The 20,733-nt window shown below is 60.6% G+C and carries 25 protein-coding genes; 23 read left to right on the top strand and 2 right to left on the bottom strand.

Going from position 1 to position 20,733, the window contains the following annotated elements; genetic code table 11:
* Positions 1–28: 28 nt before the first annotated feature.
* From ACFWAD_RS17305 to ACFWAD_RS17235, 15 genes are all read left to right on the top strand, one after another.
* Entirely contained in the window at positions 29–430 is a 402-nt protein-coding gene (locus tag ACFWAD_RS17305; protein ID WP_378545899.1) for a hypothetical protein, read from the top strand.
* Positions 427–846 (top strand): DUF4942 domain-containing protein, encoded by a 420-nt coding sequence (locus ACFWAD_RS17300; RefSeq protein ID WP_378545896.1) that lies wholly within the window; start codon positions 427–429, stop codon positions 844–846. The genes ACFWAD_RS17305 and ACFWAD_RS17300 overlap by 4 nt, the downstream gene beginning before the upstream one ends.
* Positions 786–1,412, top strand: a complete 627-nt coding sequence (locus ACFWAD_RS17295) for a DUF4942 domain-containing protein (protein ID WP_378545985.1) — start codon at positions 786–788, stop codon at positions 1,410–1,412. The genes ACFWAD_RS17300 and ACFWAD_RS17295 overlap by 61 nt, the downstream gene beginning before the upstream one ends.
* Before the next feature lie 140 nt (positions 1,413–1,552).
* Positions 1,553–2,185, top strand: a complete 633-nt coding sequence (locus ACFWAD_RS17290) for a hypothetical protein (RefSeq protein WP_378545893.1) — start codon at positions 1,553–1,555, stop codon at positions 2,183–2,185.
* A gap of 16 nt (positions 2,186–2,201) precedes the next feature.
* Complete coding sequence (locus ACFWAD_RS17285) at positions 2,202–2,654, top strand: hypothetical protein (RefSeq protein WP_378545890.1); 453 nt, start codon at positions 2,202–2,204, stop codon at positions 2,652–2,654.
* Positions 2,655–2,884: 230 nt separating this feature from the next.
* Positions 2,885–3,424, top strand: a complete 540-nt coding sequence (locus ACFWAD_RS17280; protein ID WP_378545887.1) for a uracil-DNA glycosylase family protein — start codon at positions 2,885–2,887, stop codon at positions 3,422–3,424.
* 113 nt (positions 3,425–3,537) lie between these two features.
* The gene (locus ACFWAD_RS17275) at positions 3,538–4,080 is read left to right on the top strand and encodes a hypothetical protein (RefSeq protein ID WP_378545884.1); all 543 of its coding nucleotides are present in this window, start codon (positions 3,538–3,540) and stop codon (positions 4,078–4,080) included.
* A 235-nt stretch (positions 4,081–4,315) separates the two neighbouring features.
* The gene (locus tag ACFWAD_RS17270; protein ID WP_378545881.1) at positions 4,316–4,480 is read left to right on the top strand and encodes a hypothetical protein; all 165 of its coding nucleotides are present in this window, start codon (positions 4,316–4,318) and stop codon (positions 4,478–4,480) included.
* A 246-nt stretch (positions 4,481–4,726) separates the two neighbouring features.
* Positions 4,727–5,317 (top strand): hypothetical protein, encoded by a 591-nt coding sequence (locus ACFWAD_RS17265; RefSeq protein WP_378545878.1) that lies wholly within the window; start codon positions 4,727–4,729, stop codon positions 5,315–5,317.
* Between the two features lie 61 nt (positions 5,318–5,378).
* Positions 5,379–5,552, top strand: a complete 174-nt coding sequence (locus ACFWAD_RS17260) for a hypothetical protein (protein WP_378545875.1) — start codon at positions 5,379–5,381, stop codon at positions 5,550–5,552.
* A 1,000-nt stretch (positions 5,553–6,552) separates the two neighbouring features.
* Positions 6,553–6,909 (top strand): YraN family protein, encoded by a 357-nt coding sequence (locus tag ACFWAD_RS17255; protein ID WP_378545872.1) that lies wholly within the window; start codon positions 6,553–6,555, stop codon positions 6,907–6,909.
* Positions 6,909–8,417, top strand: a complete 1,509-nt coding sequence (locus tag ACFWAD_RS17250) for a YifB family Mg chelatase-like AAA ATPase (protein ID WP_378545869.1) — start codon at positions 6,909–6,911, stop codon at positions 8,415–8,417. The genes ACFWAD_RS17255 and ACFWAD_RS17250 overlap by 1 nt, the downstream gene beginning before the upstream one ends.
* Positions 8,414–9,541 carry a DNA-processing protein DprA gene (gene dprA / locus ACFWAD_RS17245; protein ID WP_378545866.1) on the top strand — a complete coding sequence of 376 codons (1,128 nt, stop codon included), beginning with the start codon at positions 8,414–8,416 and terminating at the stop codon, positions 9,539–9,541. The genes ACFWAD_RS17250 and dprA overlap by 4 nt, the downstream gene beginning before the upstream one ends.
* A 404-nt stretch (positions 9,542–9,945) precedes the next feature.
* Positions 9,946–10,305: an Lsr2 family protein gene (locus tag ACFWAD_RS17240; protein WP_003942721.1), complete on the top strand. Its 360-nt coding sequence runs from the start codon at positions 9,946–9,948 to the stop codon at positions 10,303–10,305.
* A gap of 311 nt (positions 10,306–10,616) precedes the next feature.
* A complete protein-coding gene (locus ACFWAD_RS17235) occupies positions 10,617–11,387 on the top strand; it encodes a siderophore-interacting protein (protein WP_378545863.1) in 771 nt (256 codons plus the stop codon).
* Here the strand turns inward: ACFWAD_RS17235 and ACFWAD_RS17230 are convergent.
* On the bottom strand, positions 11,384–12,556 hold the full coding sequence (locus ACFWAD_RS17230) for a multidrug effflux MFS transporter (protein WP_378545982.1): 1,173 nt from the start codon (positions 12,554–12,556) through the stop codon (positions 11,384–11,386). The genes ACFWAD_RS17235 and ACFWAD_RS17230 overlap by 4 nt on opposite strands.
* A gap of 84 nt (positions 12,557–12,640) precedes the next feature.
* Here ACFWAD_RS17230 and ACFWAD_RS17225 point away from each other — a divergent pair, with 84 nt between their 5' ends.
* Both ACFWAD_RS17225 and ACFWAD_RS17220 read left to right on the top strand, forming a co-directional pair.
* Positions 12,641–13,567 carry a tyrosine recombinase XerC gene (locus tag ACFWAD_RS17225; protein ID WP_378533739.1) on the top strand — a complete coding sequence of 309 codons (927 nt, stop codon included), beginning with the start codon at positions 12,641–12,643 and terminating at the stop codon, positions 13,565–13,567.
* Positions 13,568–13,690: 123 nt separating this feature from the next.
* The gene (locus ACFWAD_RS17220; protein WP_378545860.1) at positions 13,691–14,800 is read left to right on the top strand and encodes an AAA family ATPase; all 1,110 of its coding nucleotides are present in this window, start codon (positions 13,691–13,693) and stop codon (positions 14,798–14,800) included.
* A 16-nt stretch (positions 14,801–14,816) separates the two neighbouring features.
* Here ACFWAD_RS17220 and ACFWAD_RS17215 read toward each other — a convergent pair whose 3' ends face one another.
* Positions 14,817–15,317 carry a M23 family metallopeptidase gene (locus tag ACFWAD_RS17215; RefSeq protein WP_378545857.1) on the bottom strand — a complete coding sequence of 167 codons (501 nt, stop codon included), beginning with the start codon at positions 15,315–15,317 and terminating at the stop codon, positions 14,817–14,819.
* A gap of 307 nt (positions 15,318–15,624) precedes the next feature.
* On the opposite strand from ACFWAD_RS17215, the gene rpsB reads away from it, so the two are divergent.
* From rpsB to ACFWAD_RS17185, 6 genes are all read left to right on the top strand, one after another.
* Positions 15,625–16,506 carry a 30S ribosomal protein S2 gene (gene rpsB / locus ACFWAD_RS17210; protein ID WP_113682954.1) on the top strand — a complete coding sequence of 294 codons (882 nt, stop codon included), beginning with the start codon at positions 15,625–15,627 and terminating at the stop codon, positions 16,504–16,506.
* Between the two features lie 114 nt (positions 16,507–16,620).
* Positions 16,621–17,448 (top strand): translation elongation factor Ts, encoded by an 828-nt coding sequence (gene tsf / locus ACFWAD_RS17205; RefSeq protein ID WP_378533733.1) that lies wholly within the window; start codon positions 16,621–16,623, stop codon positions 17,446–17,448.
* 198 nt (positions 17,449–17,646) lie between these two features.
* Entirely contained in the window at positions 17,647–18,375 is a 729-nt protein-coding gene (gene pyrH / locus ACFWAD_RS17200; RefSeq protein WP_019747988.1) for a UMP kinase, read from the top strand.
* Positions 18,376–18,418: 43 nt separating this feature from the next.
* A complete protein-coding gene (gene frr / locus ACFWAD_RS17195) occupies positions 18,419–18,976 on the top strand; it encodes a ribosome recycling factor (RefSeq protein ID WP_003942777.1) in 558 nt (185 codons plus the stop codon).
* 48 nt (positions 18,977–19,024) lie between these two features.
* Positions 19,025–19,921 (top strand): phosphatidate cytidylyltransferase, encoded by an 897-nt coding sequence (locus ACFWAD_RS17190; protein ID WP_283303770.1) that lies wholly within the window; start codon positions 19,025–19,027, stop codon positions 19,919–19,921.
* A 6-nt stretch (positions 19,922–19,927) separates the two neighbouring features.
* Positions 19,928–20,656: a class I SAM-dependent methyltransferase gene (locus tag ACFWAD_RS17185; RefSeq protein ID WP_378545854.1), complete on the top strand. Its 729-nt coding sequence runs from the start codon at positions 19,928–19,930 to the stop codon at positions 20,654–20,656.
* Positions 20,657–20,733: the final 77 nt, after the last annotated feature.

Genomic DNA, 20,733 nt, shown 5'->3' with positions numbered 1-20,733 from the left:
TCCGTACACGAACGAACGCCAGGAGCTCGTGGCCAAGCTCGACGCTCTGGGTGCGTCTATCGAGTATCGGCAAGACGCGTTCACCAGCGCAGACCGTAAGACGGACGTCGAAACGGCAATAGTCCATGTGAAGATCGAGCAAGCGCCACAGAGAGACATACTCAAGAACCTGGCAGAGACGAAGCAGGTCGAGGAGCGCGAGCACACTACCTCTGACCTCGTCGACGGCGATGCACTGAGGGGTGCAGTGCGACGTTACGAGATCGAGGCAGAGTCTGGCCTCAAGTTGATCGATGAGTACAACGCGCTCAACCAATACCTACGCGGAATTTTGAGACGGATGGCCGGCACTCGTACCCGATCCTTCAGCTCAAAGTGGATGGAGATACTGGCAACACCAGACAGAAGTTTGTGGAGCGTCTGCGGATGAAGTACTGGCAGCAGGCCTTCAGCATCGGGGACATGGCGCGGTTCTTCACCTCGAAGACGCGCGAGGCGTACCAGGCGAAAGTGGCCGAGCTAGCTCGGTACGAGTTCAATCTTGCCAACATCAAGCAGGTGCAATCTGACCTCGCCAGCTCAATGCTCGTGAGTCTCGATGACTCGATCGTGCAGCTCTTCGACAGTTTCTGCAGCCAGTACTGGGACGAAGCGAGCAACAACGTCCACTATTACAACGGGTGGAAGACCAACAAGGCCTACAGAGTCAATAGCAAGGTGATCACCGGCTCGACGCGTGGGGCTGGGGTGGAACATTTACCCGCGCTACAACGTCAACGAGCACCCTGGCGGACATCGGGAAGGGGTTCGCTTACCTCGATGGGAAAGTGTTCGAGCCCGAATTGATCAGTAGCGTGCTCGAAGAGACTAAGCGGACGGGGGAGAGCCGGAACGTTGATACCCCACACTTGGTGGCGAGCTTCTACAAGAAGGGCACGACGCATATCGTCTTCAAAGATGCGGACTTGCTGAAGAAATTCAAATATATCGGGTCGCAGCGTAGAGGCTGGCTACCCCCGAACTATGGCAAGAAGAGCTACACGGCCATGACCAGCGACGAGCGTGCCGTGGTGGATGATTTCGAGGGTGCGGAGGCATACGCCGAGACTGTCCAGCGGATCGAGTTCTACGAGTCACGGCCTGCTATGGGCTGGGCGCTGGGCTCTAACTACTACATCTTGCGCTGGTGGTTTCCCCTCCCGGCGCTTTTCCATCTCGGCAAACTCCCGGCGTCGGCGCTCGTCCCAGGTCATCGTGTGGTTCTCTTCCATGCGACGCATGTATCTCGTCCGCGAGACGCTGTCCTTGCGCTCCTGCTGCAGCTCGCTGAGTACGCGGAGGACCTGGTAGGTGAACCCCGATACGGCGGTTTAGTAGTAAGGAGGGGGAAGCGGTTGGTTTCGATGAAGTGACGCCGTTCAGACTCATCGAAGTCATCCTGCTCAGGCATGCGTACATCAAACACCACACATGGGCGTACTTGCCGATCACCTACAGGTACGTCCAACCTTGGGGCATCGGTCTGTCAGCCTCATGTGTGACCATCATCTGTATGGACCCAACCACCGACAACGTCACTCGCTTGATCGCGCACATCAACGCCCTCGGTCTCGAGCCCAAAGAGGAGGAGCGGAAGTGGGACCACATGGGTGCACTCATCACTGACGCTGCACTCCAGCCGCGGACGAACTACAAGACGACCGTGTGGCCACGCGCAAACAAGGTGTGGAGGGAGTGGCCAGACGCGGACACGTTGAGCGGCTTCCTCAAGCGACTCGATGCGGAAGACTTGCCCTCGTTCCTCAAGTGGCGGCGCTCGTCTCCCAAGTTGCCGAAGATTCAACACACTGCCATGGCACTGGATGAACTTGGCGTAGAGACGGTTGCGGATCTGGCCACTAGGTTCCGTGATCCAGTCCTGGAGGCGGAGACGCGGAAGACGCTCAGGCGTGTGAAGCATGTCGGGCCGAAGACGCTGGACTACATCGCTATCCTTACCGGGTCCAACAACCACGTCGCCGTCGACCAACATGTCCAAGCGTTCGTGGCAGATGCCGGCGTCCCTGGCCTGGACTACGACTCAATCGGTTCGCTCGTGAAGGCGACCGCTGACGAGATGGGCTTCAGCCCCGGAGCTCTGGACGCTGCGATCTGGAACCACATGAGCACGCGGGGCAAGGCTTGATCGGCATACTCAAACTATGGAGCTGACGAACACAATTCCCACCGTTAAGCCGGGGCAGTCCCTCTACATCGGCCGGCCGCATTCAAGGGACTGGCGGGAGGCGCTGAAGGATCACTGGGAAGTGATGGCCGGCGGAGCCCCGAAATCGGTCTGGGTCGTTCCTGAGTGGACCTTCAAGAAGGGCGACATCCTCGTGACCTACATGCAGACGCGTCCCTCGATGGTTGTGTTTGTCGATCGTTTCACTGAGGACGCAGCCGAGTGGCAGGACTACATACCGTCGGACACCTTGGCGCTGTTCAAGCACGGCATTCCGCTCGGAGTCGTCGCCGAGCACACGGGCATCGATCTGAGTCAGCGGTTCAAGCTCGATGAATCCGAGGCGAGAGCCGTGCTCAAGGTGTTGCGCCGGGAGCACAAGGCCGACGTCGGCGTGTTCGGCGACAGCAGGATGGCGGATCTGATCTAGCGATCTGGTTGCAACCCTGTTGAACGGACGACGGACTTACACCGCACACTGTCGGTGGGCCGAGCTGTCAGATCAACTCGGCATACTCTCCACCCGCGACGGTTTACAACAAGCTCGCGTACCAGCGCGGTGAGCTGCTGAGTAAGCAGCATGCCCCGCGCAACGTAGAAGCCCGGCTTGCACGCCGATTCAACGGCGAAGTAGGTCGTCTGAACAAGTGGGTCGAAGAGGTGCGAGCCGAGACCAGCGAGTCAATTCCGTACCTGGACTCCGACGCCGCACGCAAGGGTGTCCGCATACTCGTGCTCTTCCAAGACCCGTCGGGAGCTGCCGAGGGTGACTCCGGCTTCATCAGCAAACACAACAACGAACCAACGGCGCGCAACTACTACGGGGCCACCGAGGCAGCCGGAGGCCCATACGACATCACGTTGAACTGGAACGTCGTGCCGTGGTGGTCGACGAACAACCCGCTGTTCCCAGCTCGCACAGTGAGCAAGGAGGCTCCGCGTGCAGCGCCGTACCTCGTCGACTTCATCCGGCTGTTGAGTGAGCCGCCCCGCGTACTGGTGTTGTCAGGGGACAAGGCGCAGAAGGCATGGGATCGGATTGCTTCGAAGATCGATGCTGAAGTAATCCGTAACACCGTTATCCTCAGGTGCCCACATCCGAGTCCGTTGTCCTACAACGCCACCAACAGCGGTGACGGTCGCAAGAACTACCTGCACATCATCGAGACGTTCCGGGAGGCTGCGAGGATCGCGGGCTAGTTGCTCGGGTGCTCCGAAGAAGTTGGGTAATCGGTCGGTGCCCGCAAGTAGAGTCCTGAGCATGACTCCTGGCAAGACGACCCCGCCGTTCGCCCTCATGTCCGAGGTGCCGCGTGGTTACTAGTAGGAGAGGTTGGTTCGAGTGGGACGACGATAACCTGATTCCCGGCAACCGTAAGGACGGCGGGCTTCACAACAACCTTTACGACTCTGACGGCAAGCTCAAAGGGAGTGCCAGATTCATCCCGGATGACGAGCCAGACCCCGTGGTGGTCAACAAGCCGGCCAATCCGCATGGCACAGAGCAAGAGCAGCGGCAAGCCCCTCAGGGCCTTGGAACCCTTATTCGGGGAGAGGTTGCCGAGATTCTTGTCGATATTGTGAAAGGTGTAGCCAAGGACCTCGTCGTGGAAGCGACACCCCACGCGAGAAGGTTGTGGGAGGAGAAGGCTCTCCCTGCCATTGAGGCACGACGTGCAGAGGCAGCGCACGATGCCAGGCTGTTATGGAACGAGAAGGCCTTACCACTTTTTGAGCGACAAGTTGGACGACAACGCGAAAAGTTTGCGGCGCGCACGACGAAGAAGGCCGCAGCCAAACAACCCATCGTGATTGAGGGCGAGGTCGTTCCCAGCGAAGAGCGACGGGATCGGTAATGATGAGAACGGCACCTGATAATTCGTAAGGTGCCGGTGGTCTGGCGTTACTAACTCATCCACACCCGCTTATAAAAGTTTTGCAATAAAATGCACTATAGCGCATAGTAGTACCGTAATATAAGCGGAGACAACTGAATAATGAATAACCGAATCAATCGAATAGCGAAGCTTCCCCGCAGCGAGAAGCTTATCCTCGCCGCAAGTACATATCGACGTGACAGAGGAGATCGTCGTGAAGGTCATCCTCGACAAGCAGGTGGACTGGAAGGACGACGTTGACCATGAGCAGCACGTCAAGAAGCACCTGCGCCGTCTAGTGGAAGAGCGCTCAAACGATGGCCGTTTGTACGCACCAGGCACCATTCGTTACGCGCTCGCGAACCGGCTGGAGATCTGAGCGTCAAATGCGCCTCGGCAGTGACCATGCTCTCCGCATTTCTTGCCGCGATCCCATACTCGACCGACATCGCCGCACTGACCGCGACTCGTTTACTCGTGCGTACTCGATACGAATGCCAACGCAATAGCAATGTCGTCTGAACGTATGAATCCCGTGGCTAGCGACGCTATCTGGTGCTATGTTGGCCCGCGGGTTGGGGATTAACAATGACAAACAGAAACGGGTCGAATAGTGCGCTCTCTTGTGAACTCTCTGGTTGCCGTGGCCGCTCTCTGCCTTTCGCTGGCAGCCTGCGGCTCTGGTGACAGCACGGATGGGTCTGCCGCCTCCGGGGGGATCAGCGGAGGTGCAGGGCTTCAGTATGGAACGGATGAGTACACGGCAGCGCGCATCAAGCTCTACGAGGATGCTGACCTGATCGAATCAGGAAGGCTAACGGCAGATCATCTGCCGTGGGACCCCAATGGGCCTACTGTCAGTATCGCCGACCTCAAAGCAACCCTCCGCCAAGCTACGCTGCTCGACACCGTCCCGGAAACCCGGGACGGATATGCCGACTTCAACAACAAGCTTGATAACTTGGTTCTCGCTGTGCGGAAAGTCTGCGCGGAAGAATTGACCGGATGGGATGCAGCTGAGTATATCGACGAGACAATTGCCTACCTGCGCTTCGGCAGCAGCTTGGGTAGTAGCCCTGTTGATGCCAGCGGCGGAGTCCAGTGCGAAAACAACAAAGTAGTCGGTGGTACGGGCCACCCCGTCTTCATCAACCATGACCAGGATAACTACACCTTCATCGGTGGACTGGTGGTGCAAGAAGCTCTTGTCCCATAGGTCTATTGACCAATCATTCCGACCCTGCAATGTGAAGGGTATAAGTGGGAACCAACAATCGATGTCGACAACTACATACAAGAACGTCTCTGAGGCCGACCAGACTCTGGTCGGCTTCGGCGTTGTTCGGGCCGGTGACACGGTCGAGACGGAGCAAGAGATTAACCACCCTGCCTTCGAGCAGGTTGACGCAAAGGCGGTGAAGAGCAAGAAGGAGGTACGGGTAGATGAATGACGGAACTAGCGGTAACAGTGGCTATCTCATGATTGGGCGTGAGTCGACCATCGGCGTTCCAACAGCCACGATACACACCGTCCCACCCACTGAAGAGACGCTGACAAGCATATTAAACATGAACGTGAGTCGCTTGTCTTCGGCTCCAAAGCGGCACGCCTCCTGATCCCTCCCGGCATCCGATGATATGGCGGTGATAGTTACCGCCCTTGCCGAACCAATGAGTGCACCGCTTAACTTCGACGCTCTGCTCCCACGGATAAGCATCACGAGAATCGGGGGCGTTAATCGCAGCGGCGAGTTCGGAGCCTTGATGTACCCCGATTTTCGTGGAGTTGCGGTATTTGACTTCATGCCGCACTTCGCTGGTTCGGAACTGTTGTAGCGCGGTCTGGCTGGGCTTAGGTAGTCGATAACACCGCCCGCGCGACGTGCGATTGACAAGCATGATCGGAAACTCGGCTGATATTCCCGAAAAAGTCTTGTTCTGGTACCCGTTCTTGAGATCGTTTGCTGCATGGTGGAATCCGTTCTGACATCGTGCGGTCACCTCGAATCGCACAGCCGTGACGTGGACAGCCAAGTTGGGTCCAAGCGGGACTGCCTCGACCTTCAATCGCGCAGCCGCTCTCAGAGGATGAGTCTTCATCACACTTATTCGCGTGGTTGAGTGCGACGTCGGTCAATTCGACCGTCACACCAGTGCCCCAGTCACCACGTGCGGTGATCGAGCGAGAGTCGAAGCTCGCAGCTGCGTCCCCCTTCTTAGTCGTGAGTTAACCGGCGAGGGGACCTCTGCTGGCGATCTGCCTGTGGTGATTGATCTTTGCCGGGCAGAGCCGTGCTCAGGGTCCAGGCCAGGGGGAGTTCATCCACAGGTTCTGGGTTGTCAACAGGTTGTTTTTGGGTGGCTTGGTTTTGTGGTGGTGGGTCGAGGCTGGTGGTTGGGACGCGTTTCGCATGGGGCGGGCGCGCGGTCGTGTGAGTGGTGGGGGCTGCGATGGCGGGAAACATGGCGTTGGGTGCTCGGGGCGAGGATGTGGCTGTCGAGTTCCTGATCGATGCGGGTTTGGAGATCGTTGAGCGTAATTGGCGTTGCCGGTATGGCGAGTTGGATGTGATTGCGACGTCCGGTGATCGGATTGTGTTCGTGGAGGTGAAGACTCGCTCTGGTGCCGGGTACGGGAGTCCGGCGGAGTCGGTGACGTTCGCGAAACAGCGTCGGATTCGGGTTTTGGCGATGCAGTGGCTCACTGATTCGGGCCGGTCGTGGTCGAGGGTGCGTTTTGATGTGGTTGCGGTGTTGATCGGCCGCGACGGCGAGCCTTCGGTCGAGCATTTTGTGGACGCGTTCTGATGGCGTTGGGGCGGGCGCATTCTGTTGCGGTCAGTGGCGTGGACGGGCAGATCGTGGAGATCGAGGCGGATATCGGGCGCGGGTTGCCGGCGGTGCATTTGGTGGGTCTTCCGGATACGGCGTTGCACGAGTCGCGTGATCGGATTCGGGCGGCGGTGACCAATTCTGGTGAGGAGTGGCCGGACAGCAAGGTGATTTTGGCATTGTCGCCGGCGACGTTGCCGAAGGTGGGCAGTGTTTACGATTTGGCTTTGTCGTTGTCGGTTCTCGATGCGGCGAAGAAGTTGCCGCGGAAGTTGTTGCGGGAGACTGTCTTTTTGGGGGAGTTGGCGCTCGACGGTCGTTTGCGGTCGGTGCGTGGTGTGTTGCCTGCGGTGCTTTCGGCGAAGAGGGCGGGGTGGGGGACTGTCGTGGTTCCAGCTCGGGCGTTGGCTGAGGCGGGCCTGGTGAAGGGGATCGAGGTGCTGGGCGCTGACGATCTGTCTGCGGTGATCGGGTGGTTGCGTGGTGAGTTGGCGCTGGCTGTTCCTGATGTTTTCGAGCGTGCTGATGCGGTGACGGTGCGGGATCTGAGTGAGGTTGTCGGGCAGACGGATGCTCGGTGGGCGATCGAGGTTGCTGCGGCGGGTGCGCATCATCTGATGTTGACGGGTCCGCCGGGGATCGGGAAAACGATGTTGGCGCAGAGGCTTCCGGGGATTCTTCCGCCGTTGACGGAGGGGGAGTCGTTGGAGGTGACGGCGATTCATTCGGTGGCGGGGGTGTTGCCGGAGGATCGGCCGTTGATAGATATGCCGCCTTTCATTGCGCCGCATCACAGTTCGTCGGTCAGTTCGCTGGTGGGTGGTGGTAGTGGGATGGCTCGTCCTGGTGCGGTCAGCCGGGCTCATCGCGGCGTGCTGTTCCTCGACGAATGTGCCGAGATCGGGGTGAAAGTGCTCGAAGCGCTACGCACGCCACTCGAAGACGGGGAGGTGAGAATTGCCAGGCGGGACGGAGTTGCTCGTTACCCGGCGCGATTCCAGCTCATCCTGGCCGCGAATCCGTGCCCGTGCGCGCCGCCCCGAGACGCGGATTGCGTCTGTGCACCCGCGGCACGTCGCCGATACCTGGGTAAATTGTCCGGCCCGTTGTTGGACCGAGTCGACATCAGGGTCCGGATGCAGGCCGTTGCAACCGGAGCGCTGATCGACGAAGTGGGGGAAAGCACCAGCGATGTTCGTGCGCGCGTGGCGGCAGCTCGAGACACTGCGGCCCAGCGGTGGAGTGAGTACGGGTGGCGGACCAACGCGGAGGTACCAGGGCCGGCGCTGAGGCAGAAGTTCAGACTCTCGCGTGCTGCGTTGGCGCCAGTGGAACGGGCGCTGCGCAAAGGGGTGATCACAGCTCGAGGGGCGGACCGAGCGTTGCGGGTTGCCTGGAGCGTCGCCGACTTGGCAGGTGAGGCGATGCCCGGACCAGATCAAGTTGTCACTGCACTCGACTTCCGAGACAGAGGATTCCAATGACTGCACACGATCCACGACTACTCGCTTGGGCATATCTGTCCCGCGTCGTGCAAGGGCCCAGCGCGTACATGTCCATGTTGATCGACGAGCTCGGGATCGAAGAAACTGCGAGGGCGGTCCGCACCGGCGATCTGCCACCCGCGATCGAGGAGAAGACGCGAGCGCGCGCTCACATCGACACAGCCCAGCGAGACCTCGACCTGATGGCGGCGATGGGAGGCAGACTCGTAACACCGAACTGCGCCGATTGGCCGGCGTGGCGAATGCTCTCCTTCGACGGACTCGATGCCGCCGCCAGCGAGATCGCGCCATTTGTGTTGTGGGTGTTGGGGTCTGGGGATCTGGTAGATCTGACCGAGAGATCGGTAGGGATTGTCGGCACGCGGGCCTCGACTGCGTACGGCGAACACGTGACGGCAGAGATTGCCGGTGACCTGGCTGTCGACGGATGGACCGTGATTTCCGGGGCGGCCTTCGGTATCGACGGGGCCGCGCACCGCGCTGCATTGGGCGTAGGGGGAACCACAATGGCTGTCTTGGCCTGTGGCGTGGATCGTGCCTATCCGTCAGGGCATGCGCGACTACTCAAACAGATAGCGAGTTCGGGTGCAGTGATAAGTGAATATCCACCGGGCACAACACCTGCAAAGTTCCGGTTTCTGGCAAGGAATCGACTGGTTGCTGCATTGTCGGACGGAGTAGTGGTGGTCGAGGCCGGATGGCGCAGCGGGGCACGCAATACTGCCAATTGGGCTCGGAAGTTAGGCCGCCCCGTGATGGCGGTGCCCGGACCGGTTACCTCGGCATCGTCGACCGGATGTCACCGGATGATCCGCGAAGGTGAAGCGCACCTCGTCTCCAATGCCGTGGACGTAGTCGAAGCCTCGGGTCCGTTCGGTGTGGGTGATTCCGCGGAGGATGTCGCCGCGACGCGTGACATCGACGCATTGCGAGGCAATTCTCGATTGGTGTACGAAGCTTTGCCGGGAACAGGTTCCCGTAGTACCCGTGAGTTGTCCGAGGAATCGGGATTGCTCGTAGCTCAGGTTCGTGCAACTCTTCCTCTGCTCGAACTCGAGGGGTTTGCGAGTTCTGATTCGAGTGGTTGGTTTCGGACGCGGTAGCGCGAGAACTTCATTCTGCTCTTCCTGTGGGCAGGTGGCGATGCTCACTAACTGTTCCTGCGATTGCGAAACGTGAATACCCTCGCGATGCTGGTAATTGCACGTCAGGGCTGTTTTTCGTGAACTTGCTCGGCTGTGTGCAGCGTTATTCTCGACCCTGCTATCTAGACCTGGCGGTGAATTTCAACGGGCCTCAGGAAAGTCTCAGGTCAATGTGCTTAGTCGTCTGATTAGTCTGGATCACAGTGAAGGCTGGTATTGATTGGTATGTCGTTAACCCGCTGCTAATTCGGACCATTGAGTCTGTTCGGAAATGGCAGAGGTTTTCGGACTTCTTTTGTTCATCAACGCTCTATCTGTGTATTGTGAAGGAGAATTGAATCGATCATTGAAAGAGGAGTGCAATGGCTGAGAAGCTGATTCGGCAACTCATCGACGACCTTGACGGTAAGCCGATTGACGATGGATTCGGTGATCGAATTGAGTTCTCTTACCAGGGAACGGATTACGTGATCGATCTGCGCGCCACCAATGCGGAGAAGTTCGACGCGGCGGTGAAGCCGTTCGTCGAGGCGGCTGCGAAGGTGAGCGGAAAACGCGGTAAGAAGGCTCAGGCTGCATCTCCGCAGGCCACGTCGGGTTCCGGACGCTCCAAGGAGACGCTCCAGGCCATTCGCGACTGGGCGGGTAAGAACGGTTACGAAGTTGCTCCGCGTGGGCGTATCAAAGCGGAAATCATCGACGCTTTCGATGCTGCACACTAGGCTGAATTAAATACCTCCTCTGGCTCCTGGCGAACCTCGTCAGGAGCCAGAGGCGTATTGTGACCCGGAAGCGTATTTTACTGTTGCTTTGCTAATTTCTCCGATAGTGATGTCCTGCCTGATCATCCGCTGGTTCGTGAGCCGATAATTTGGCTGCCATCACATTTACCGGGCAGAGTGGTCGGTTTATTTCGTTGCTTACCCTGATCTGTCCGCGCGCTGGACGGATTCACCGCGGAGGCATTTTGCCCGTGCACTGCAATTGTCGTGTACCTTAGTTAGGTAACACTAACTTTCGGAAGGATCTTTCTGTGGCCAAGCCGACAACTGCATTGACGGTTCTGCGGACCGAACAATTGACTCCCCATATGGTGCGAGTGTTTCTCGGGGGATCGGGCTTCGAGTCGTTCACTCCCAGCGAATACAGCGATTCCTATGTAAAGATCGAATTCGGCACGCCTGATCAGCCGGTACTGCGTACCTACACGATTCGTTCGTACGATCTTGATGCCAAAGAGATTGCGATCGATTTTGTCGTCCACGGTGACATGGGAGTTGCAGGCCCGTGGGCCGCGTCAGTTCAGCCGGGCGCGGAGATTACCCTGCGTGGACCCGGTGGCGCGTTTTCGCCGTCACCAACCGCTGATTGGTATCTCTTCGTCGGAGACGAGACCGCAATACCCGCTATTTCGGCGTCGATAGCGCGATTGGCGCCGAATGCGGTCGGCTACGCCGTTGTCGAGGTCGGGGGACCGGAAGACGAAATCGCACTCGATGCCCCAGAAGGTATTGCCGTGACCTGGCTGCATCGCGGGGCATCGTCCGACGCGGTCGGCGAAGAATTGGCGGGCGACAACGCTCCGGTTGTCGCCGCGGTCAAGACGCTCGAGTGGTTGCCGGGCGAACCGCAGGTGTTCATTCACGGTGAAGCGCAAGCCGTCATGCACAACCTCCGGCCGTACATTCGCAAGGAACGAAATGTCCCGGCGTCGGCTGCTTCTATTTCCGGCTATTGGCGTCGTGGTCGCACCGAAGAAGGCTTCCGGGTCTGGAAGTCCGAACTCGCCGCGGCCGAAAACTAACTCGCGGTGGCCTTGCCGCGAGTCAGCAACACGAGCGCAACGGCCGCGAGAACTCCGAAGGTGGGAATTGCGATTGCCATCGGCACGGCAGTGTCTTCTCCCGCAATTCCCACCAACGGCGAAACCAGCGCTGCCAAGCCGAACTGGCCCGCTCCCATCAGGGCTGAACCAGTTCCGGCCGCGTTGGTGACCTCTCCTTGGGCGAGAGCGGTTGCATTGCCCATGATGAACCCGATGCTCGAAATCGCCACGAACAGCGGGACCAAGATCAGCCACGTGTTCGTGGAACTGAAAACCACGCTGGTACAGAACAATACGGCGCCGCCCATGAGGAGCAGGCACACCCCGAAACGGAGTAACGTGCGAGCTCCGACGCGACCGAGCAGGCGAGTGGTGATCATCGCTGCCGTGACCATTCCGGTGGCGTTCACTGCGAACACGATCGAGAATTGTGACGGACTCATCCCGAGAACGTTCTGAACGACGAACGGTGACGCGGAGATGTACGCGAACAATGCGCCGAATCCGAAGACGAATGCGAGTGCATATCCGAGGTAGTGCCGATTGCGGACCACGTATCGCAGATTCGAGATCAGTGCCTTCAATCCGCCGCCGTGGCGTCGGTCGGGCGGAAGTGTCTCGGGAACAAGCAAAACGACACCAGCCACCATCACAGCGCCCGCGACCGCCAGGACCCAGAAGATTCCGCGCCATCCGACGGGGCCGAGGAGTGCGCCGCCGATCAATGGCGCGACCACGGGGGCGATACCGCCGATGATCATCATGATGCTGAAGAGTTTCGCTGCGTCGTCGCCACGTGCTCGGTCGGCAATACAAGCGCGGGCGAGAACGATGGCAGCGCCTCCACTCAATCCCTGGACGAGTCGGGCGCCGATGAGAAACTCGATGTTCGGCGCCACAGCGCATGCCGCGCCGCTCAGTGCTGTGATGATCGTCGCGGCCAGCAGTATTCGCCGCCTGCCAAGCCCGTCGGAGATCGGACCGATGATCAGTTGGCCGATTCCGAGGCCGGCCATGAAGGTGGTCAGTGTCAGCTGAACGCTGGCCGCAGTAGTGTCGAGTGCATCCGCCATCAAAGGTAGGCCGGGCAGGTACATGTCGATGGACAGTGGAGCGATTGCGGAAATCAGTGCCAGTACACACAACATCTTCAGAGGAATTGCTCGATTCACCGATCAACCCTATCGGCGAGGCAGCTTGCAGTTTCAATCGCGGCGGGCGAGCGTGTGTTCATGACTGACGCATTGCCGGCGAGCTTGAGTGGTCACCTCGATGCGTATGCCGAGCACCTCCGACTGAGCCGAGGGCGGTCGGAACACACGATCCGTGCCTACGTCGGTGACGCGCGGGCATTGCTGACCCATTTCGCTGCGGGTTCGGCGACTGCAGATCTCGATGGCCTCGACTTAGGAGTCATGCGCTCGTGGTTGGCTGCCCAGAATGCCGTGGGAACGGCCCGGACGACGGTCGCTCGACGGGCGTCGTCGGCGCGCGGTTTCACGGCGTGGCTCGCGCAGACAGGACGCATTCCCGTCGACCCCGGTACGCGTCTGGCGGCCCCACCTGCTCGCCGCACATTGCCGACGGTGCTGCGTCAGAGCCAGGCCCTCGACGCAATGGATGCGGCCGAAAGCGGTGCGCAGCAACAAGAGCCGCTCGCCCTGCGGGACCGGCTAATCGTGGAGTTGTTGTACTCCACCGGAATTCGCGTCGGCGAGTTGTGTGGACTGGACGTCGAGTCGGTCGACGCCGATCGACGCCTGCTGCGTGTGCTCGGCAAGGGAAACAAGGAGCGATCGGTGCCCTACGGCCTGCCCGCAGAATCGGCACTGAACGGATGGCTGGAGCACGGAAGACCCGCACTGACTTCGGATCGGTCTGGGCGGGCATTGCTCCTTGGAGTTCGAGGCGGCCGGCTTGATCAGCGTCAGGCGCGTTCGGTGGTCCACGAGACCATGGCCGCAATTCCAGGGGCCCCCGACATGGGTCCGCACGGGCTCAGGCACTCGGCTGCGACACATTTGCTCGAAGGCGGTGCAGACCTTCGTGTGGTGCAAGAACTTCTCGGGCACGCGAGTCTGGCGACCACTCAGCTGTACACGCATGTATCGGTCGAACGGCTTCGATCCGTCCACGATCAGGCCCATCCGCGCGCCTAGATTGTGAAGCGACGCGAGTTCTCGACGGGTATTTGGTAGCGTCGCAGGTCAGAAGAGTGAACAATCGGCAAAGTTCGATCGTCGTGTCAAGACACTCGATTACATGCGATATCCGGGGGATTCGTGAACCGCCAAGATGTGAAGCACCCGCCGAACAGTGGCCAACCGGCCTGGCTGTCCGAAGCGCCGCAACCGGCTCCCGTGCCGGTGTCGACGCCGGAGCCGGCGGCACGACCGCAAGAGGCCTGGGCCGCGCCGCCGCCGCCGTCGAGCCAGCAGCAGGTGACCAACCAGGACCTGGTTGCCGAAGCTTTACTGAAACGCCCTAAACGGACACCGCGAGGTGGCTGGCGAAGAGGATTGCATCGTGCGACCGGGGGCGTGGTCAATCTGGGGGATTCGACCAACGAACAGCGCAACCGCGCACTGGCCGCCAGAATCGAGCAGCCGATACGCAACGACTACCGAATAGCGTTGCTCTCGCTCAAGGGTGGCGTCGGCAAGACAACCGTGACGGTCGGACTCGGTGCGACGTTTGCTTCGCTGCGTGGCGACTGCGTCGTGGCGGTCGACGCCAATCCCGACTTCGGAACCTTGGCGCAACGTGTTCCGCTGCAGACAAATTCGACAGTGCGCGATCTGATCGCCGCGAGGCCGGACATAAAGAGCTATTCGGACGTACGCGCGCACACATCTCAGTCGCCGAGTCGTCTCGAGGTCTTGGCCAGTGAGCAGGATCCGGCGATTTCGGAGGCGTTCAGCGAGGCCGACTATCGCCAGGTCATCGACATCTTGCAGGTCTACTACAACATCATCCTCACCGATTGCGGTACCGGGATCATGCACTCGGCGATGAACGGCGTTCTCGATCTTGCCAATTCGTTGGTTCTCGTCAGTTCTCCGGCAATCGACGGAGCGCGAAGCGCAGCGGCAACGCTCGATTGGCTTCAGTTGCATGGATACGGTCATCTGGTCGAACGGACCGTCGTCGTGATCAGCGCCGCCCGACCAGGGTCGAGCGTGATCGACATGGATGCGTTGGTGGACTACTTCATGCGTCGATGCCGCGCCGTCGAGGTCATTCCTTTCGACGAGCATCTCGCGGAGGGATCGGTCATGGATCTCGACCTGATGCGACCGGCCACCAGGCGAGCATTCATGGAATTGGCAGCGATGGTTGCCGACGATTTCGCGGACGCCGTGGGTCGGCACGCCGTCTCCGAGTGGCACTGACTCAACCCCATCGGTCTCAACCCCCGGTCAGTGGCTTGAGTCTGAGCGGTTGCGACCGAACCAGTCCGAGTGGATCGAGATACTCGCGCCCTCTGCGCAGGCCCCAGTGCAAACACGCGGCGACGACGCACCCGTCGTGCCCGGGTTCGAGGGTTCCGATCACCGCCCCGGTTGCGATGCGTTCACCTGCTCGAACGTCGGCCGCGACGGGTTCGTAGGTAGTACGTAGGCCGCCGTCGTGATCAATCGACACCGTCGGCTTTCCTGCGACGACTCCCGCGAACGCCACGATGCCGTCGCCGGCCGCGAGGACGGATTGGCCGGCACTGCCGCCCAGATCGACGCCGCGATGACCAGGCAGCCAGTTCTGGGCCGGTTTGTCGAAAGCGCGTTCCACACGCGGCAGGGGAGTGAGCGGCCAGTCGAAACGCGCCTCTGCCGTCGCCGTGCTTACGGCGACACAGCAGAAAATCACGGCGACGACCACTCCTCGTCGGGCTCCGCTCAACATCGTCATTGCTTGATCTTGCGTGGAGTCGCGCTCGCTTCAATGCAGATCAGACGGGTAATCCACAGGATGGCCGCCGATCCACAACCGCCGGTTCGGTCTGTTGCTTCCGGGGTGGTTATGGCATCGGGAGACGAGGACGTACACTTGTCGAGCGGTCTGTGTTCGCACAGTCCGACTTCGCGCGCCCGCGCACGTTTTCCGGCCTCGGCTGGTCCTGGTTTTCACGAAACAGGTCCGACGGCCGTGCGGGTGCCAGGGCAGGGATCACCCGATCGCCTGCATCAACCGGATTGAAAGTTTGAGGTACACAGCCATGGCTGTCGTAACCATGAAGCAGATGCTCGATAGTGGAACCCACTTCGGACATCAGACCCGTCGCTGGAACCCGAAGATGAAGCGATTCATCTTGACCGACCGCAACGGCATCTACATCATCGACCTCCAGCAGACGCTGACGTACATCGACAAGGCGTACGAGTTCGTCAAGGAGACCGTTGCCCACGGCGGCACCGTTCTCTTCGTCGGCACCAAGAAGCAGGCGCAGGAGTCCATCGCTTCCGAAGCGACTCGCGTCGGAATGCCCTACGTCAACCAGCGTTGGCTCGGCGGCATGCTCACCAACTTCACCACCGTCCACAAGCGTCTGCTTCGCCTCAAGGAGCTCGAGGCAATGGAGCAGACCGGTGGATTCGAAGGTCGCACCAAGAAGGAAATCCTCATGCTCACGCGTGAGATGACCAAGCTGGATCGCACCCTCGGTGGTATCCGCGACATGGCCAAGGTTCCTTCCGCGGTGTGGATCGTCGACACCAACAAGGAGCACCTGGCAGTTGCCGAGGCTCGCAAGCTGAACATCCCGGTCATCGCGATCCTGGACACCAACTGCGACCCCGACCTCGTCGACTACCCGATCCCGGGCAACGACGACGCCATCCGCTCCGCAGCACTGCTGACCAAGGTTGTCGCTTCCGCGGTTGCCGAGGGAGTGCAGGCACGTGCAGGACTGAGCGCCGACAAGGACGCGAAGCCCGAAGCCGGCGCAGGCGAGCCCCTCGCCGAGTGGGAGCAGGAACTGCTCTCGCAGGCAGCTCCGGCCGCAGAGGCTGAGGCAGCTCCCGCTGCAGAGGCTGAGGCAGCTCCGGCTGCAGAGGCTGAGGCAGCCCCCGCCGCAGAGGCACCGGCCACCGAGGCCTGATTCGTTGAAACCGGCCCTGACCAAGAGTTCTTTTGGTCAGGGCCGTTTCACCGTTAGGCCGTGCTCACCGATAGTCCTAGGTCCGAAACAGACACATGAGGAGGCTCGCTAATCATGGCGAACTACACCGCCGCTGACGTCAAGCGGCTCCGTGAGCTCACCGGCTCCGGAATGATGGCATGTAAGAACGCACTCGCAGATGCAGACGGCGATTTCGACAAGGCCGTCGAGCAGCTGCGCATCAAGGGCGCGAAGGATGTCGGAAAGCGCGCAGAGCGCACCACCGCTGAGGGTCTCGTCGTCGCCAAGGACGGCGTCATGATCGAGATCAACTGCGAGACCGACTTCGTCGCCAAGAACGACGAGTTCATCAAGCTGGCCGACGCCATCGTGACCGTCGCTGCCGCTGGCAAGCCCGCCGACCTCGACGCACTCAAGGCGCTCGAGCTCGACGGCAAGACCATCGACACCGTCATCCAGGAGCAGTCCGCGAAGATCGGCGAGAAGCTCGAGCTGAGCCGCGTCGCTTCCTTCGACGGCCCCGTTGCCGTGTACCTGCACAAGCGCAGTGCCGACTTGCCGCCGGCCGTCGGCGTGCTCGTCGAGTACACCGGTGAAGGCGATGCCGCAGCCGAGGCTGCTCGCGCAGCTGCAATGCAGGTCGCTGCACTCAAGGCCAAGTACGTCACGCGTGACGAGGTCCCCGCGGAGATCGTCGCTTCCGAGCGCCACATCGCCGAAGAGACCGCTCGCGCGGAGGGCAAGCCCGAGCAGGCTCTGCCGAAGATCATCGAAGGCCGCGTCAACGGCTACTTCAAGGACGTCGTGCTGACCGAGCAGTCTTCGGTTCAGGACTCCAAGAAGACCGTCAAGGCGATCCTCGACGACGCCGGCGTGACCATCAAGCGCTTCGTGCGTTTCGAGGTCGGCGCCTCCGCTTAATCGGAGCCCGTACACATGGACCCCGCCAGAAGAGCATTTGCTCTACCGGCGGGGTCTACGTGTACCTGGGGCCTCCGATGAGGCAGGATGGGAGTGCCTTGGGACTAGTCCCGAGGGCTTTCTGTGTCACCGTCGCCGATTCGGTGACAGAAGAAGAACGAAGGACCCACAGGGTCTTGTATCGAACTGAGGAGAACAATGTCCGAACCTGCCAACGAACGTCCAGGATTCAAGCGGGTCCTGCTCAAACTCGGCGGCGAAATGTTCGGAGGCGGCAAAGTCGGTCTCGATCCCGACGTGGTCACCAAGGTGGCTGAGCAGATCGCAGAGGTCGTTCGATCAGGCGTACAGGTTGCAGTGGTCATCGGCGGCGGAAACTTCTTCCGCGGAGCGGAACTGCAGCAGCGTGGCCTCGATCGCGCGCGCTCCGACTACATGGGCATGCTCGGCACCGTCATGAACTGCCTCGCTCTGCAGGATTTCCTGGAGAAGGCCGGCGTCGATTCTCGTGTGCAGACTGCCATCACCATGGGACAGGTCGCCGAGCCGTACCTTCCCCTTCGTGCACGTAGGCACCTCGAGAAGGGGCGCGTGGTCATCTTCGGTGCCGGGATGGGTATGCCGTACTTCTCCACCGACACCACTGCTGCGCAGCGCGCGCTGGAGATCGGTGCTGAGGTAGTGCTGATGGCCAAGGCTGTCGACGGCGTCTACTCGGCCGACCCGCGTATCGACCCGGACGCGACGATGTACGAACAGATCACGCACCGCGAGGTCATCGAGCGTGAACTCAAGGTCGCGGACGCAACGGCGTTCAGCCTGTGCATGGACAACTCGATGCCGATGATGGTGTTCAACCTCCTCACCGAAGGAAACATCGCTCGCGCGGTGTCCGGTGAGAAGATCGGCACCCTGATCAAGTCGTGAGTGAACCCCGAAAAATGATGCAGAACAACATGGAGGAACAGCCGTGATCGATGAAGCGCTCTTCGAGGCAGAAGAGAAGATGGAAAAGGCTGTCACGGTAGCCAAGGACGATCTCGGCTCGGTTCGTACCGGACGCGCCAACCCCGGTATGTTCTCGCGCATCGTGATCGACTACTACGGATCGATCACACCGATCACGCAGCTCGCGAGCATCAACGTCCCCGAGGCGCGCATGGTCATCGTCAAGCCCTACGAGGCTTCGCAGCTCAACGCGATCGAGACGGCGATCCGCAACTCGGATCTCGGAGTAAACCCGTCCAACGACGGCAGCATCATCCGTATCTCGGTTCCGCAGCTCACGGAAGAGCGTCGTCGTGAACTGGTGAAGCAGGCCAAGTCCAAGGGCGAGGACTCGAAGGTCACGCTGCGCAACATCCGCCGCAAGGCGATGGACGAACTCGGCCGGATCCAGAAGGACGGCGAAGCCGGCGAGGACGAGGTCGGTCGCGCAGAGAAAGAACTCGACAAGACCACGGCGAAGTACGTGCACACGGTCGAGGAACTCGTCAAGCACAAGGAAGCAGAGTTGATGGAGGTATAGCCTCCTCGTTTGCAGTGTTTGTCGTCGGGAGTAGATCAGGGAGTCTGGGTGCACGCACAAGAGGGAACCGCCGGTGGTCCCGTCACGGACGGGCCTACGGGCGGCGCTGAGGGCGCGCAACCGCCGAAGTCGAAGGCAGGCAGGAACCTACCTGCCGCCATCGGCGTCGGAGCCGGTCTCGGCGCCCTGGTCATCGGCACTTTGATCTTTCTGCCTCCGGGGTGGATCGCTGTAGTCGCGATCGCGATGTTCATCGCGACGTGGGAGGTCACCACGCGGCTTCGTGAAGCCGACATCGAGGTGCCGCGAATTCCGCTGCTCGTCGGAGGGCAAGCCACGATCTGGCTCGGCTGGCCGTGGGGACCGGTCGGAGTGCTCAGCGGATTCACCGCGACTGTCCTGGTGTGCATGGTGTGGCGGTTGTTCGACCACGGGCTCAAGGCGACTCCGAAGAACTTCCTGAGAGACACCTCCATCACGGTGTTCGTTCTGGCGTGGATCCCGCTGTTGGCGTCCTTCGGTGCGTTAATGGTGCTCGAAGACGACGGCCCGGGTCGTGTCTTTGTCCTGATGATCGGCGTCGTGTGTTCCGACGTCGGCGGTTATGCCGCGGGAGTCCTGTTCGGAAAGCACCCGATGGTCCCGGCGGTGAGCCCGAAGAAGTCCTGGGAGGGATTCGTCGGCTCCCTCATTTTCTGCGTCATCGGCAGCCTGCTTTCGGTGACCCTGATCCTCGACGCGAACTCGATGATCGGCGTCCTGCTCGGCGTGGTGCTGGTGGTCGTCGCGACGGTCGGTGACCTGATCGAATCGCAGATCAAGCGTGAACTCGGCATCAAGGACATGGGAACTTTGCTTCCCGGCCACGGCGGAATCATGGATCGCCTCGATTCGCTTCTGCCGTCGGCATTTGTCACCTGGCTGATTCTGTACGCACTCGTCTGATTTCTCGTGCGTGATTTCTTCTCGGGCCGATCCAAGCCCATCCCCAGTCCGAACATCTGGCACTGGCCGGACGTCTACGAGGTCGAGAACCGTGCGCAGGACGTCGACGGTTCCATCTGGGCCGCGATGCGAGCCCAGGTCGACTGGTCTGGACTCGACGTCGTCGACGTCGGCTGCGGCGCGGGGTTTCACCTACCGGAGTTCGCTCGTACCGCGCGCCGTGTTGTCGGAGTGGAGCCGCACGCGCCGCTGGTGAAGGCCGCGCGAGAACGAACCCGTGATTCGGCGTCGATCGACGTGGTCCAGGGTTCCGCAGAGTCCACGGGTCTGGTCGATGCTTCCGTCGATCTCGTTCATGCCCGAACGGCGTACTTTTTCGGCAAAGGCTGCGGCCCGGGAATTCGTGAGGCGATGCGCATCCTGAGGCCTGGGGGAGCCCTGCTGATCGTGGACCTGGACGTGAGCTCCGGCCCGTACGGAGAGTGGATGAGGGCGGATCTGCCCAAATACGATCCCGCGGCCGTCGAAGCGTTTTTCGAGGCTCAGGGATTCTCTCTCACCCGTGTCGACGCCCGGTGGGAGTTCGAGAATCGCGACGACTTGCGGCGAGTACTCGGGATCGAGTTCACCGAGAAGACCGCCGAGCGTGCGTTCTCGCAAGTGACGGGATTGGCCTTTGCGGTGCGATACCGGATCCATGTTCGATTCAAACCGCGGTCACTCGAACTTTCGTGACCGGGCTCGAACGGACGAACGTCAGGCGCTCCGACGTGAGCGCCTGACGTTTTCTGGACCGATTCAGTAGTAAAGGT

Source organism: Rhodococcus sp. NPDC059969, assembly GCF_042738325.1.
Lineage (GTDB): Bacteria > Actinomycetota > Actinomycetes > Mycobacteriales > Mycobacteriaceae > Rhodococcus_F.
Note: the sequence above shows the minus strand (reverse complement) of the source record. Positions and strands in the feature narration are given on the sequence as shown.

What these genes read in the sequence shown, in the direction of transcription:
- ACFWAD_RS17215 (WP_378545857.1), bottom strand. Translation starts at nt 15,317, where the DNA reads ATGACGATGTTGAGCGGAGCCCGACGAGGAGTGGTCGTCGCCGTGATT.
- pyrH (WP_019747988.1), top strand. Translation starts at nt 17,647, where the DNA reads ATGTCCGAACCTGCCAACGAACGTCCAGGATTCAAGCGGGTCCTGCTC.
- rpsB (WP_113682954.1), top strand. Translation starts at nt 15,625, where the DNA reads ATGGCTGTCGTAACCATGAAGCAGATGCTCGATAGTGGAACCCACTTC.
- ACFWAD_RS17300 (WP_378545896.1), top strand. Translation starts at nt 427, where the DNA reads ATGAAGTACTGGCAGCAGGCCTTCAGCATCGGGGACATGGCGCGGTTC.
- ACFWAD_RS17225 (WP_378533739.1), top strand. Translation starts at nt 12,641, where the DNA reads ATGACTGACGCATTGCCGGCGAGCTTGAGTGGTCACCTCGATGCGTAT.
- ACFWAD_RS17230 (WP_378545982.1), bottom strand. Translation starts at nt 12,556, where the DNA reads ATGTTGTGTGTACTGGCACTGATTTCCGCAATCGCTCCACTGTCCATC.
- ACFWAD_RS17240 (WP_003942721.1), top strand. Translation starts at nt 9,946, where the DNA reads ATGGCTGAGAAGCTGATTCGGCAACTCATCGACGACCTTGACGGTAAG.
- ACFWAD_RS17250 (WP_378545869.1), top strand. Translation starts at nt 6,909, where the DNA reads ATGGCGTTGGGGCGGGCGCATTCTGTTGCGGTCAGTGGCGTGGACGGG.
- tsf (WP_378533733.1), top strand. Translation starts at nt 16,621, where the DNA reads ATGGCGAACTACACCGCCGCTGACGTCAAGCGGCTCCGTGAGCTCACC.
- ACFWAD_RS17255 (WP_378545872.1), top strand. Translation starts at nt 6,553, where the DNA reads ATGGCGGGAAACATGGCGTTGGGTGCTCGGGGCGAGGATGTGGCTGTC.
- ACFWAD_RS17290 (WP_378545893.1), top strand. Translation starts at nt 1,553, where the DNA reads ATGGACCCAACCACCGACAACGTCACTCGCTTGATCGCGCACATCAAC.
- ACFWAD_RS17260 (WP_378545875.1), top strand. Translation starts at nt 5,379, where the DNA reads ATGTCGACAACTACATACAAGAACGTCTCTGAGGCCGACCAGACTCTG.
- ACFWAD_RS17285 (WP_378545890.1), top strand. Translation starts at nt 2,202, where the DNA reads ATGGAGCTGACGAACACAATTCCCACCGTTAAGCCGGGGCAGTCCCTC.
- dprA (WP_378545866.1), top strand. Translation starts at nt 8,414, where the DNA reads ATGACTGCACACGATCCACGACTACTCGCTTGGGCATATCTGTCCCGC.